Genomic DNA, 14,303 nt, shown 5'->3' with positions numbered 1-14,303 from the left:
CCGCAGTACTGGCTGCTCCGGTTCTTGTGGAATATCAAGCCAGGCGGCAGATCTGAGCGCCATCGTCTGCTGCCCAGTACAGATTCATGTACGGCTCGCCCCGGTCATCGACCCCATAGACACATGCCCCAATTCGGCCGCTCCCCACACCCGCTGGAGATCGGCCACCACCTGACGTTGATGCAGCCACCCCTGCGGCACGGCTGCTTTCTGGATCACCTCGCCCAGCCAGTCTGACAGAGTCAGGCCTTGCCCATACAGCCTGAAGTCCAGCCCTTGCGAACGGGAGTCATGGAGGACTTGCAGGATGTCGATAGCGGGGCGGGTTGACCACGCCCGCTGGGCCAGAAAATCGGCTAATTGGTGCATGAGTGCATTGGCGGCATGCCGCTGCGGCATGAACTGCAGCGCCTCATCCACGCTTCTGCCGGGCAGCAGGTGGTAGTCCGTCTGGCTGTGGCGGAGGCGATGGCCATCCACCTTGTATCCGCGGCACCACAGCACGGGGGCTCCCCATTGCGTCACCCCGCCCATCTGCGTGGCCACCAGCACCGGAAATTCCAGATAGAACTTGAGGGTGGGGGCTGGCTCCAGATCGAGTGCGCAGTAGGCAAAGTTGGCACTCTCCCATTGTGCTGCAATGTCGGATTGCACGTCGGGCGGATAGCCCGCCAGAAACGGCTGCCTGGCGAGCGCCTCCCAGTTCAGCCCTTGTTTGTCAAACCCGAACAGCCACCGCTGGGTGCTGGCAAAGGCCGGGGTGATTTTTGCAGAGCGCTCCCAGCCCACAACCCTGGGGCCCAGGTAGTCGGCCAGGGCGCGGTAGTTGGCCCAGTGCGGGTGGTTGGACAAGCGGTCACTCGGCATTCCCCGGTATGATGTGAAATCAGGCCTTTGTATCTATCTGACCATTTCATGCCGACTGGTTTTCGCATTGTGGCCTCCACAGGTATCGATCCTGGGGATCGGCCTTATCAGCAGGATCAACTGCTGCTCACGGGGCATCATCGCGTCAAGGGCTGCGTGCTGGGCGTGGTGGCCGATGGCATGGGGGGCCGCAGCGGCGGGCGCAAGGCGGCCGATCAGGTGCTGCTGACGGCCCAGCAACTGTTCGAGCGCTACGATCCGCTGACCGATGACGCCGGCGCCTTTCTGCAGCGTGTCGGCCAGGAGGCCCATGTCGTGATCCGGCTGACCGCCGCCTCCACCGAAGAAGAGCCGCACAGCACCATGGCGGCGTTCCTCATCAACCCCAATGGCCAATGCCATTTCGTCCACTCGGGGGATTCCCGCCTCTACCACTTCCGGCAAGAGGTGCTGCAGCACCGCACCAAGGATCACTCCTTCGTGCAAAACCTGGTGGACAAAGGCCAGCTCACCGAAGAACAGGCGCTCATCGACCCGCGCAACAACCTGCTGCTCCATTGCCTGGGCGCCGATCACGACCCGGTACTCGATGTGCACCGCATCGATGCGCTGGAGCCTGGCGATGTGCTGATCGCTTGCAGCGACGGCATCTGGCACTATTTCAGCCCGTCGGAACTTGGGCGTATCACCCACCAGTTCCCGCCTCGCCAAGCGTGCGAATTTTTGGTGGACAAGGCGCGCCAGCGCGCCGAAGGCCACGGCGACAACATGGCCCTGATCGTGGTCAAGCTCGAACCCCTGCCCGCCCCTGCCCGCCCGCGTCCGGCGCTGTGGCCGGCCACCTGACGCGGCCCAGACCAGCGCCCGGCTCAGGTCAGTGAGGTGTCCACGTCCCGCCGCTGCTGGGCCAGGTATTCCTTGGACTGCATTTCATTGAGCCGCGAGACCGTGCGCGGGAACTCGTGGGCCAACGGGCCGTCGGTGTACAACTGCTCGGCCGGCACCGCCGCCGAGACGATCAGCTTGACCCGGCGGTCGTACAGCACGTCCACCAGCCAGGTGAAGCGCCGCGCTTCCGAGGCCATGTTCACCGGCATGTGCGGCACGTTGCTCAGCAGCACCGTGTGAAACTGGGTGGCAATTTCCAGATAGTCGTTTTGCGAGCGCGGGCCACCGCAGAGCGTGCGGAAGTCAAACCACACCACCCCGCCCGCGCGGCGAATGGCCCGGATTTCGCGGGCCTCGATGTGAAGCACCGGCGTCTCATCGTGGGCTTCGGCCAAGCGCTCGAAGGTCGCCTCCATCTCGGCTTCGGCTTCTGGCCCCAATGGGGTGTGATAGAGCTTGACCTGCTCCAGCGTGCGGCGCCGGTAGTCGGTGCCGTTGTCCACATTGAGCACCTCCATCGTCTGCTTGAGCAGCTCGATCGCCGGCAAAATGCGGTCGCGGTGCAGGCCGTCGGGATAGAGGCCGTCGGGGTGAAAGTTGCTGGTCGTGACCATGCCGATGCCATACTTGCGCATGGCATCCAGCACCCGGTGCAGGATCATGGCGTCGGTCACGTCAGCCACGTGGAATTCGTCAAAGCACACGAGCCGGTAGCGCTTGGCCATGCGCTTGCCCAGTTCGTCCAGCGGATTGACCGTGCCCTGCAACTCGGCCAGTTCGCGATGCACCTCACGCATGAACTCGTGAAAGTGCAGCCGCGTCTTGCGTCGCAGGGGCACGGCGTTGTAGAAGCAGTCCATCAGAAAGCTCTTGCCACGCCCCACGCCGCCATACATGTACACGCCGCGTGGAATGGGCAAGCGGTTGATGAGCTTTTTCAGGGGATTGGAGCGGCGCTGCTTGAAGTGCGCCCATTCGGCGGCGCAGCGCTCCAGCGCCTCGATGGCGCGCAGTTGCGCCGGGTCGCTCTTGAACCCGCGGGCTTTGAGCTCGGACTCATAGGCCGCGCGCACCGGCCCGAAGACCGGCACGCGCGCGCCTGGTGTGCTGGACTGCATCGAGGCTCAGCGTGGATGGATCGCTCAGAAATTGAGCGTGCGCTTGTCCACCGCCAGCGCGGCCTCCTTGGTGGCCTCGCTCAAGCTGGGGTGGGCGTGGCAGATGCGGGCAATGTCTTCCGCGCTGGCCTTGAACTCCATGGCCACCACGGCCTCGGCAATCAGTTCGGACGCCATCGGGCCGACGATGTGCACCCCGAGAATTTCATCGGTCTTGGCGTCGGCCAGAAACTTGACCATGCCCGTGGTGTCGCCCAGCGCACGTGCCCGGCCATTGGCCAGGAAGGGGAAGGTGCCGGCCTTGTACGCCACGCCATCGGCCTTGAGCTGCTGTTCGGTGCGGCCCACCCAGGCGATTTCCGGGCTGGTGTAGATGACCCAGGGGATGGTGTTGAAGTTGACATGCCCGTGCTGACCCGCGATGCGCTCGGCCACGGCCACGCCCTCTTCCTCGGCCTTGTGCGCGAGCATGGGGCCGCGCACCACGTCGCCCACCGCCCACACGCCGGGAAGGTTGGTGCGGCATTCGTCGTCCACCACGATGGCGCCACGCTCGTCCAGCTTCAGGCCCACCGCTTCGGCATTGAGGCCGTTGGTGTTGGGCACCCGCCCGATGGAGACGATCAGCTTGTCGGCTTCCAGGAGCTTGCCTTCGCCCTTGGCGTCGGTGTAAGCGATGCTCACGCCTTTCTTGCCGGTCTTGACTTCGCCGACCTTGACACCGAGCTCGATCTTGAGGCCCTGCTTGTCGAAGGCCTTCTTGGCCTCCTTGGCAATCTGTTCGTCCACGGCGCCGAGGAAGGTCGGCAGGCCTTCCAGAATCGTCACCTCCGCGCCGAGGCGGCGCCACACCGAGCCCATTTCCAGGCCGATCACGCCGGAGCCGATGACCGCCAGCTTCTTGGGCACGGCGCCCATGCGCAGCGCGCCATCGTTGGACAGCACATGGACCTCATCGAACGCCACCCCAGGCAGCGCACGCGGGTTGGAGCCGGTGGCCACGATGACCTGCTTGCCCACCAACGTCTCGGGCTTGTCGCCAGCGACGGCGATCTCGTAGCCCCCCTCGAAGGCGCGCGCGAATGAGCCGCGGCCGTGGAAGAAGCTCACCTTGTTCTTCTTGAACAGGTACAGGATGCCGTCGTTGTTCTGCTTGACCACCGCATCCTTGCGGGCGATCATCTTGGCCACGTCCATCTTCACCGTCCCGGTGGAGATGCCGTGCTCGGCAAAATGGTGCTGCGCGTGCTCGAAGTGCTCGGACGATTGCAGCAGCGCCTTGGAGGGGATGCAGCCCACATTGGTGCAGGTGCCGCCCGGCGCCGGGCCGCCGGCCGCGTTTTTCCATTCGTCGATACAGGCCACCTTGAAGCCGAGTTGCGCGGCGCGGATGGCCGCGATGTAGCCACCGGGGCCCGCGCCGATGACGATGACGTCGAAAGTCTGAGACATGATGAATTCCTGATTCGGTGGACCAACGCCCCCGAGGGGGCGTTGGCGGATGCGCTTCTGCGGATCAGATGTTGAACAGCAGGCGCGCCGGATCTTCCAGCGCTTCTTTCATGGCCACCAGGCCCAGCACGGCTTCACGGCCGTCGATGATGCGGTGGTCGTAGCTCATTGCCAGGTAATTGATCGGGCGAATCACGATCTGGCCGTTCTCCACCACAGGGCGCTCCTTGGTGGCATGCACGCCCAGGATGGCCGATTGCGGCGGGTTGATGATGGGCGTCGAGAGCATGGAGCCAAACACGCCGCCGTTGGAGATGGAGAAGGTGCCGCCGGTCATTTCCTCGATGCCCAGCTTGCCGTCTTTGGCTTTCTGACCAAATTCGGCGATTTTCTTCTCGATGTCGGCAAAGCTCATCTGGTCGGCGTTGCGCAGGATGGGCACCACCAGACCGCGGGGCGAGCCCACGGCGATGCCGATGTCGAAGTAACCGTGATAGACGATGTCGTTGCCGTCCACCGAGGCGTTGAGAATCGGGAACTTCTTCAGCGCATGCACCGCAGCCTTCACGAAGAAGCTCATGAAGCCGAGCTTGACGCCGTGCTCCTTCTCGAACTTCTCCTGGAAGCGCTTGCGCATCTCCATCACCGGGGCCATGTTGACCTCGTTGAAGGTGGTCAGGATGGCGTTGGTGGCCTGAGACTGCAACAAGCGTTCGGCCACGCGGGCGCGCAGGCGGCTCATCGGCACGCGCTGCTCGGGCCGGTTGGCCAGATCGGGGGCCACGACCGGCGCGCTGACCTGGGGCAGCACCTTGGTGGGAGCGCCCGTGGGGATGGACACGGGTGCGGCGGCCGGCTTGGCAGCGCCAGAGGCCACGGCAGCCAGCACATCACCCTTGGTGACGCGGCCATCCTTGCCCGTGCCGGTCACGGAGCCAGGCGGCAGGTTGTTGTCGGCCATCAGCTTGGCAGCGGCCGGCATGGCCACGGCACCCATGTTCTTGGCCTGGGCCAACACCGCTGCGGCCGTCGGAGCCGGTGCCGGGGCAGCCGCTTCGGCGGACGGTGCCGCTGCCACCTTGCCTTCGGTGTCGATGCGGGCGATCAATTGATCCGACACCACCGTGCCGCCATCGCCCACCACCAGCTCGGCCAGCACGCCAGCGGCCGGCGCCGGCACTTCGAGCACCACTTTGTCGGTTTCGATCTCGATCAGGATCTCATCGGCGGCCACGGTCTCGCCGACTTTCTTCTTCCATTGCAGCAGCGTCGCCTCGGCCACGGATTCCGACAACTGAGGCACTTTGACTTCTACGATAGCCATGATGTAACTGTCCTTGAATGCGTTGTTCTTGGTGTGTGGGGGATTACTTGGTCAGGATGAAGCCCTTGAGCTTGCTGAAAGCCGCTTCGACCAGGTTCTTCTGCTGCTCCTGGTGCAAGTGGGCATAGCCCACGGCCGGAGAAGCGGAAGCGGCGCGGCCGGCATAGCCCAGGCGCTGCCCGTCGAGCATGTTTTCATGGATGTTGTGCTGCACGAAGAACCAGGCCCCCTGGTTCTGCGGCTCGTCCTGACACCACACGATTTCCGTGGCGTTGGGGTATTTCTTGACTTCGGCGCCGAACGCTTTGTGCGGGAAGGGATAAAGCTGCTCGATGCGGATGATGGCCACATCGTTGGCACCCTTTTCCTCGCGCTTCTTGACCAGGTCGTAATAGACCTTGCCCGAGCACACGATCAGGCGCTTGACCTTGGCCGCGTTCTTGACCACATCGGCATGCTGCTCAGGGATGACGGTCTGGAAGCCGCCCTTGGTGAATTCGCTCAAGGGAGAGGTGGCATCCTTGTGGCGCAGCAGCGACTTCGGCGTAAACACCACCAGCGGCTTGCGCAGGTTGCGCACCATCTGCCGGCGCAGCACGTGGAAGATCTGGCTGGCCGTGGTCGGCTGCACGATTTGCATGTTGGTGTCGGCCGCCAACTGCATGAAGCGCTCGATGCGCGCCGAGCTGTGCTCCGGGCCCTGTCCTTCATAGCCGTGCGGCAGGAACAAGGTGATGCCATTGAGGCGGCCCCACTTCACTTCGCCCGAGGCGATGAACTGATCGATGACGACCTGCGCGCCGTTGGCGAAGTCGCCGAACTGAGCTTCCCAGATGACCAAGGTGTTCGGGTCGGCCGAAGCGTAGCCGTACTCGAAGCCCAGCACCGCCTCTTCCGACAGGATGGAGTCGATCACCACGAACGGCGCCTGGTTCTCGGCCACGTTCTGCAGCGGAATGTAGATACCCTCGTCCCACTTCTCGCGGTTCTGATCGTGGATGACGGCGTGGCGGTGGGTGAAGGTACCGCGGCCGCAGTCTTCACCCGACAGGCGCACCGCGTAGCCACTGGCCACCAGCGAGGCAAAAGCCATGTGCTCGCCCATGCCCCAGTCCACATTGATCTCGCCCCGGCCCATGGCGGCGCGGTCGGCCAGCACCTTTTTGACGAGCTGGTGCGGGGTGATGTTGTCTGGCACGGCGGTGATGCGCTCGGCCAGCCGCTTCCACTCGGTCAGCGGAATAGCGGTATCGGCCGCGTCGGACCACTTCTTGCCCAGGAAGGGGGCCCAATCCACGGCGTACTTGCTCTTGAAGTTGGTCAGCACCGGGTCCACGGTGTGCTTGCCCGCGTCCATGGCGGCGCGGTAAGCCTTGACCATCTCTTCAGCGCCTTCGTCGGTCAATACGCCCTGGGCCACCAGCTTGTCGGCGTACAGCTTGCGGGTACCGGGGTGCTTGGCGATCTTCTTGTACATCAGCGGCTGGGTGAGCGACGGGGTATCCTGCTCGTTGTGGCCCAGCTTGCGGAAGCAAACGATGTCCACCGCCACGTCCTTGGCGAACTCCATGCGGTACTCCAGCGCCAACTGGATGGCCAGCGCCACCGCTTCAGGGTCGTCGCCATTGACGTGCAGCACCGGCGCTTCGATCATCTTGACGATGTCGGTGCAGTACAGGGTGGAACGCGCGTCGCGCGGATCGGAGGTGGTGAAGCCGATCTGGTTGTTGATGACGATGTGCACCGTGCCACCGGTGGCATAGCCACGGGTCAGCGACAGGGCCAGCGTTTCCTGCACCACACCCTGCCCGGCAATGGCCGCATCGCCATGCACCAGCACCGGCAACACCTGTTTGCCTTTCGGGTCACCGCGGCGATCCATGCGGGCGCGCACCGAGCCTTCCACCACGGGGTTGACGATCTCCAGGTGCGAGGGGTTGAACGCCAGGCTCAGGTGAACGGGGCCGCCCGGCGTGGAAACGTCGGAACTGAAGCCTTGGTGGTATTTCACGTCACCGGCGGGCAGGTCTTCGGGCGCGGTGTGCTCGAACTCGGCAAACAAGTCCTTCGGCATCTTGCCCAGGGTGTTGACCAGCACATTGAGGCGGCCACGGTGGGCCATGCCGATGACGATCTCTTGCACGCCACGCTCACCCGCGCGCTGGATGAGTTCGTCCATCGCCACGATGAAGCTCTCTCCCCCTTCGAGCGAGAAGCGCTTCTGGCCCACGTACTTGGTGTGCAGGAACCGCTCCAGGCCTTCGGCGGCGGTCAGCCGCTCCAGGATGTGTTTTTTCTTCTCGGCCGTGAAGTTGGGCTTGCTGCGGATGCTTTCGAGCTTTTCTTGCCACCAGCGCTTTTGCGTCTGGTCGGAGATGTACATGTACTCGGCGCCGATGGTCCCGCAGTAGGTTTCGCGCAGGGCGTTGACCAGCTCGCGCAGCGGCATGGTCTCGCGGCCGAAAAAGGTGTTGCTGGTATTGAAGACGGTTTCGAGGTCAGCGTCGGCGAAACCGTAGAAGGCCGGATCCAGCTCGGGGATGTGCTCGCGCTCGGTGCGCTTGAGGGGGTCCAGGTCGGCCCAGCGCTGCCCGACGTTGCGGTAGGCGGCGATGAGCTGCTGCGTGAAAACGCGCTTGCGGCCCAGGTCCGAATCGGCACCGGCGGCAAACACCACCTGCGTCACGCCCTGTTTGGCGCGCTCGGCAAAGGCATTGATGACCGGGAGATGGGGAACGTCACGAGCGTCGGAGCCGTCCACGGCGGGCACGTTCTGCAGCGCGTCGAAGTACGCACGCCAGGAATCGGGCACGCTGGTGGGGTCTGCCAGATAGTTTTCGTACATCTCCTCGACGTAAGGGGCGTTGCCGCCGAAGAGATAGGAGTTGCCATTGAAGGCAACATAGACGCTGTTCGTCTCGCTCATGGGTTCGCTGACCTCCGTTCCCCTGCAGGGAACATTAGCTGGTTGGAAAAACCTTCCGCGACACGGCTGAACCGGTTGGCGGATGCGACAGTGACTGGAAGGACCTGTGCAAGCCCGCATTGTGCCACCGATCGCGGAGGGCTGACAAAGAAATCGTGCATGTCTCCTGCGGCCAGGGCGCCGGTGTCGCGCAGATGCACCAAGGCGTCGGCCGCCTGAAAGGTTTATTTTTTCTCGGCAGTGTCTTCGTCTTTGTTGACAGGCAACTGACCGGACGTGCCGACACTGACCGTGCCTGCGCCTACCGAGACGCCCACCCCCACGCCCACACGGCCATCAGAACCCACGCTGACGCCCACCCCGGCGCCACGGCCCACCGGGACCGAAACGCCCATGTTCACCGTGGAGCAGCCTGCCAGCAGGCCCAACGCCAAGCCCCATCCCAAGAGTGACATGGCCGCTCGCCTGCACGCGAGAATCGTCGAAAAACGCATGACCCATTGTAGGCCGATGCGGGCCTCAGCGGTCAATCAGCCTTGCCAGGCAGAAGGGCTTATTTGCTGCCTCGGGGCAAGAGCCGTTCGGTGGCGGGGACGCTGGCCGGCTCGTCCATTTCGATGGCGATCTGGGTGCAGACCGTGCGGCACAGGGTCACCGCGCGCTCGCTTTGCACGCGATAGATCACCTGCGTGCCTTCCTTGCGCTTGGCCAGCACGCCCGCGCGGTACAGCAGGTTGAGGTGCTGGGAAAGGTTGGGCTGGGTGGTGTCGATTTCGGCCAGCAGTTCGGAGACCGACTTCTCCCGATCGCACAGGGCGCTCAGGATGCGCAGCCGCATGGGCGTGGCCAAGATGCCAAACAGTTCGGCCGCCAGCTCGAACACGCGGGCGTTGTCTTCCCTGTCCTGTCCGTCGTCTGCACCCTTGATGTCTTGCATAGATTCGCTTGGCCCCCGTGCTGGCGTCGGGGTACGACCCACATGGGCACCCCGCTGCGGCCCGCCGCAGCGAGCCGGATATGCGAATATTAGCACTCAGCATGACGGGATACCGCCTGGCGTACCCCGACGCCAGGCCCGCGCGTCATGCTCAGGACGCCACCAGATCCTTGATCTGTTGCAAGGCAGCCGGGTCTTCCATGGTCGTCAGGTCACCGGGGTCACGCCCCTCGCAGACGGCCTGGATCGCCCGGCGCAGCAGTTTGCCAGAACGTGTCTTGGGCAGCAGGCTCACGAAGCGCACCCGCGCTGGCCGCGCCACGGCCCCCAGTTGCTCATCCACCACCTTCAGGATTTCACCCTCCAGCGCCTGGGCCGCCTCGGGGGTGGCGGCGCGGCTGGCGTCTTTGAGCACGGCAAAGGCCATGGCCACCTGGCCCTTGAGGGTGTCGGCCACGCCCACCACGGCCACTTCGGCCACGGCCGGATGGCTGGAGATGCTTTCCTCGATTTCGCGCGTGCCCAGGCGGTGCCCGGCCACATTGATCACGTCATCGGTGCGGCCCAGGATGTAGAAATAGCCATCCTCGTCGCGCACGCCCCAGTCGAAGGTGCTGTACATCTGGCGCCCGGGGATGCTGGACCAGTAGGTCTTGACATAGCGATCGTCATCGCCCCAGACGGTTTGCAAGCAACCCGGCGGCAAAGGCCCCTCCACGGCAATGACGCCTTTGCGGTTGGCCTCGGTGATTTCCTGCCCGCTGAGCTCGTCGATCAGGCGCACGTCGTAGCCATAGACGGCCTTGCCGGGCGAGCCGAACTTGGTCGGCGCCGGCTCCACGCCGTTGCAGATGGCCAGGATCGGCCAGCCCGTCTCGGTCTGCCAGTAGTTGTCGATGACCGGCTTGCCAATGGCTTGCGACATCCAGGTGGCCGTGGGCTCGTCCAGCGGCTCGCCAGCGAGAAACAGGGCCTTGAGGCTGGAGAGGTCGTATCGGGTGAGGTAAGCCGGGTCCTGTTTTTTGAGCACCCGAGCGGCCGTGGGCGCCGTGAACATGACGCTGACGCGGTATTTCTCCACCAGGCTCCACCAGATGCCGGCATCGGGCCGGATGGGCAGGCCCTCGTACATGATGGTGGCCATGCCGTTGATCAGCGGGCCGTAGATGATGTAGCTGTGGCCCACCACCCAGCCGATGTCGCTGGTGGAGAAGTACGTCTCGCCCGGCTGGGCCATGTAGATGTGGCGCATGGACGCGGCCAGCGCGACCGCGTAGCCGCCGGTGTCGCGCTGCACCCCCTTGGGGCGGCCGGTGGTGCCGCTGGTGTAGAGGATGTAGCTGGGGTGAGTGCTGTCCACCCACTCACAGGGCACCTGGGCATCGAGGTGCTGCGCGCGCAGGCTGGCGTAGTCCACGTCACGCCCGGCCACGGGCGCGAGATCGGCCAGGCCCCGGTTGACCATCACCACCCGCTGCGGCTGGTGCTTGGACAGTCGGATGGCCTCGTCCAGCAGGTGCTTGTAGGGCACGACTTTGCCGCCACGCATGCCGGCATCGGCGCTGACGATGACCTTGGGCTGTGCGTCGTCGATGCGGCTGGCCAGGGAGTGGCTGGCAAAGCCGCCAAACACCACCGAATGAATCGCGCCAATGCGAACCGCAGCCAGCATGGCAAAGGCGGCCTCAGGGATCATCGGCATGTAAATCAGCACGCGGTCGCCCTTGCTTACGCCCAAGGCGCGGTAAATGGCGGCGAAGCGCTGCACTTCCTGGTGCAGTTCCCGGTAGGTGTAAGCGGTTTCGGTGTGGGTTTCGGTGGAGACAAAGATCAGCGCGTTTTGCTCGGCGCGGTCTTTCAGATGCCGGTCCACCGCGTTGTGGCACAGGTTGGTCAACCCCCCTTCAAACCACCGGGCAAAGGGCGGACGCTCGTAGTTGCAGACCCGATCAAAGGGGCGCTGCCATTCGATCAGTGCGGCTTGCTCGGTCCAGAATGCATCGCGTTCGGCGATGGAGCGACGGTGGAAGTCGGCGTAGGAAACGTGGGCGGCCATGGTGTCTCCAGATGGGCAGGCCACCGAAGGCGGCCTGGATTCGAAATGCATTCATAATTATTGACAGCCGCCTTGCGCCGGGCTGACGGCAGGCCGCTGAACCACCCCGGCGGCCTGCGCCCCTCAATGCACCACCCGCTCGAACTGGAACTGCCCCGGGGCGCGGATCGGGTCCACATCCACCGGAATTTCGCTCTTGGGCGGGAAGCGGCCTTCCAGAATCAGCTTGGACAAGGGGTTTTCGATCCGTTGCTGGATCGCCCGTTTCAGCGGGCGAGCACCAAACACCGGGTCGAACCCCACCTTGGCCAGTTCGGCCAATGCGGCGTCGCTCACCGTCAAGGTCAGGTCCATCTTGGCCAGCCGCTCGGTCAGGGTGCGCAACTGGATGCGGGCAATGTTGGCGATGTGCTCGGCATTGAGCCCGTGGAACACCACCGTCTCATCGATCCGGTTGAGAAACTCGGGGCGGAAGTGCTGCTTGAGTTCTTCCCACACGGCGTCTTTGATGTCCTCCATGTCCTGCCCAGCCATGGCCTGGATGCGGTGCGAGCCGATGTTGGAGGTCATGACGATGACGGTGTTCTTGAAGTCCACGGTGCGGCCTTGCCCGTCGGTGAGGCGGCCGTCATCGAGCACTTGCAAGAGCACGTTGAACACGTCCGGGTGGGCTTTTTCCACCTCGTCGAGCAACACTACGCTGTAGGGCTTGCGGCGCACGGCTTCGGTCAGGTAGCCGCCCTCGTCATAGCCCACATAGCCCGGAGGCGCCCCAATGAGTCGGCTGACCGAGTGCTTTTCCATGAACTCGCTCATGTCGATGCGGATGAGATGCTCTTCCGTATCGAACAAGAAAGCAGCCAACGCTTTGCACAGCTCGGTTTTGCCCACGCCGGTGGGCCCCAGGAACAGGAAGCTGCCCAGCGGCCGGTTGGGGTCGCTCAAGCCGGCGCGGCTGCGCCGGATGGCGTTGGCCACGGCCACGATGGCCTCATCCTGGCCCACCACGCGCTCGTGGAGCTTTTCTTCCATGTGCAGTAGCTTGTCGCGCTCGCCCTGCATCAGCTTGGCCACGGGAATGCCCGTGGCTCGCGCCACCACTTCGGCGATTTCCTCGGCCCCGACCTGGGTGCGCAACAGCTTGTGGCCGGCGCTGGAACCACCGGCGGCCTCTTTGGCCTGGGCGTCTTTGAGGCGTTTTTCCAACTCGGGCAACTTGCCGTACTGCAACTCGGCAACCTTGTTGAAATCGCCTTTGCGCTTGTATTCCTCGATCTGCAGCTTGGTCTGCTCGATGTCTTTGCGCACTTGGTCAGAGCCCTGGGCGGCGGCCTTCTCGGCCTTCCAGACTTCCTCCAGATCGGCGTATTCGCGTTCGAGCCGGCCGATTTCGTCTTCGATCAGCGCCAAGCGCTTGATGGAGGCTTCGTCCTTTTCCTTGCGCACGGCCTCGCGCTCGATCTTCAGCTGGATGAGCCGGCGGTCGAGCTTGTCCATGGCCTCGGGCTTGGAGTCGATCTCGATCTTGATCTTGGCAGCTGCCTCGTCGATCAGGTCGATGGCCTTGTCGGGCAGGAAGCGGTCGGTGATATAGCGGTGGCTCAGCTCGGCCGCGGCCACGATGGCCGGGTCGGTGATTTCGACGCCGTGGTGGACCTCATAGCGCTCTTGCAGCCCACGCAAGATGGCGATCGTCGCTTCCACGCTGGGCTCTTCGACCAGCACTTTCTGGAAGCGACGCTCCAGCGCAGCGTCTTTTTCGATGTACTTGCGGTATTCGTCCAGGGTCGTGGCGCCAATGCAGTGCAGTTCACCGCGGGCCAGCGCAGGCTTGAGCATGTTGCCGGCGTCCATGGCGCCTTCGGCCTTGCCGGCACCGACCATGGTGTGGATTTCGTCGATGAAGAGAATGACGCGCCCCTCTTCCTGCGCCACTTCTTTGAGCACGGCTTTGAGGCGCTCCTCGAATTCGCCACGGTATTTGGCGCCAGCCAGCAGCCCGGCCATGTCCAGCGCCAGCACGCGCTTGTCTTTGAGGGTGTCGGGCACCTCGCCAGCGACGATGCGCTGCGCCAGCCCTTCGACGATGGCCGTCTTGCCCACGCCAGGCTCGCCAATGAGCACGGGGTTGTTCTTGCTGCGGCGCTGCAAGACCTGGATGGCGCGGCGGATCTCATCGTCGCGCCCGATGACCGGGTCGAGCTTGCCCGCCCGGGCGCGTTCGGTCAGGTCCAGGGTGTATTTCTTCAAGGCCTCGCGCTGCCCTTCGGCTTCGGGGCTGTCCACCTTCTGGCCACCACGCACCGCGTCGATGGCCGCCTCCAGCGACTGGCGCTTGAGCCCGGCCTTGCGGGCTTCGTCGGCCAGGGCGATCTTGCTGTCGGCCAGGGCCAGCAGGAACAATTCGCTGGCCACGAATTGGTCGCCGCGCTTGATGGCTTCTTTCTCGGCCGCTTGCAGCAGGGTGACGGTGTCGCGGCCCACCTGCACCTGTTCTTGCCCCTGGACCTGGGGCAAGCGGGCCAAGGCCTCGTCGGCCACTTTGGTCAGCGCGGGCACGTTCACCCCGGCGCGTTGCAGCAGGGCCTTGGGCCCGTCTTGCTGGCGCAGCATGGCGGCCAGCACGTGGGCCGGCTCGATGTAGGCATGGTCTTGCCCCAAGGCGAGGGTTTGGGCTTCGCCCAGGGCTTCCTGGAATTTGGTCGTGAGTTTGTCGATACGCATTCAAGCGCTCC

Annotated in this window: 10 protein-coding genes; 1 reads left to right on the top strand and 9 read right to left on the bottom strand. The window is 64.2% G+C overall.

All coding sequences use genetic code 11. From position 1 onward, the window contains the following. Positions 1-84: 84 nt before the first annotated feature. Positions 85-867, bottom strand: a complete 783-nt coding sequence (locus DFR43_RS08245; protein WP_164499715.1) for a hypothetical protein — start codon at positions 865-867, stop codon at positions 85-87. Between the two features lie 48 nt (positions 868-915). On the opposite strand from DFR43_RS08245, the gene DFR43_RS08240 reads away from it, so the two are divergent. Continuing rightward, complete coding sequence (locus DFR43_RS08240) at positions 916-1,713, top strand: PP2C family protein-serine/threonine phosphatase (RefSeq protein ID WP_133597529.1); 798 nt, start codon at positions 916-918, stop codon at positions 1,711-1,713. Between the two features lie 23 nt (positions 1,714-1,736). On the opposite strand, the gene zapE is transcribed toward DFR43_RS08240, so the two are convergent. The 8 genes from zapE to clpB all read right to left on the bottom strand — a co-directional run bounded on the left by zapE (position 1,737) and on the right by clpB (position 14,292). Then, a complete protein-coding gene (gene zapE, locus DFR43_RS08235; protein ID WP_133597527.1) occupies positions 1,737-2,873 on the bottom strand; it encodes a cell division protein ZapE in 1,137 nt (378 codons plus the stop codon). Between the two features lie 24 nt (positions 2,874-2,897). After that, on the bottom strand, positions 2,898-4,325 hold the full coding sequence (lpdA, locus tag DFR43_RS08230) for a dihydrolipoyl dehydrogenase (RefSeq protein WP_133597525.1): 1,428 nt from the start codon (positions 4,323-4,325) through the stop codon (positions 2,898-2,900). A gap of 64 nt (positions 4,326-4,389) precedes the next feature. After that, on the bottom strand, positions 4,390-5,649 hold the full coding sequence (odhB, locus tag DFR43_RS08225) for a 2-oxoglutarate dehydrogenase complex dihydrolipoyllysine-residue succinyltransferase (protein ID WP_133597523.1): 1,260 nt from the start codon (positions 5,647-5,649) through the stop codon (positions 4,390-4,392). 43 nt (positions 5,650-5,692) lie between these two features. Beyond that, on the bottom strand, positions 5,693-8,575 hold the full coding sequence (locus tag DFR43_RS08220; RefSeq protein ID WP_133597521.1) for a 2-oxoglutarate dehydrogenase E1 component: 2,883 nt from the start codon (positions 8,573-8,575) through the stop codon (positions 5,693-5,695). A gap of 224 nt (positions 8,576-8,799) precedes the next feature. Next, a complete protein-coding gene (locus tag DFR43_RS08215) occupies positions 8,800-9,030 on the bottom strand; it encodes a hypothetical protein (RefSeq protein WP_133597519.1) in 231 nt (76 codons plus the stop codon). Positions 9,031-9,128: 98 nt separating this feature from the next. Then, positions 9,129-9,512, bottom strand: coding sequence for an ArsR/SmtB family transcription factor (locus tag DFR43_RS08210; RefSeq protein WP_133597517.1), 384 nt, complete (start codon positions 9,510-9,512; stop codon positions 9,129-9,131). A 151-nt stretch (positions 9,513-9,663) separates the two neighbouring features. After that, positions 9,664-11,568 (bottom strand): propionate--CoA ligase, encoded by a 1,905-nt coding sequence (locus DFR43_RS08205; RefSeq protein ID WP_133597515.1) that lies wholly within the window; start codon positions 11,566-11,568, stop codon positions 9,664-9,666. A 123-nt stretch (positions 11,569-11,691) separates the two neighbouring features. Further along, complete coding sequence (clpB, locus tag DFR43_RS08200) at positions 11,692-14,292, bottom strand: ATP-dependent chaperone ClpB (RefSeq protein WP_133597513.1); 2,601 nt, start codon at positions 14,290-14,292, stop codon at positions 11,692-11,694. Between the last annotated feature and the right edge of the window lie 11 nt (positions 14,293-14,303).

Source organism: Tepidicella xavieri (assembly GCF_004363315.1).
GTDB classification, from domain to species: domain Bacteria; phylum Pseudomonadota; class Gammaproteobacteria; order Burkholderiales; family Burkholderiaceae_C; genus Tepidicella; species Tepidicella xavieri.
The sequence above is the reverse complement of the archived record's forward strand: the minus strand, read 5'-3'. Positions and strand labels throughout refer to the sequence as shown.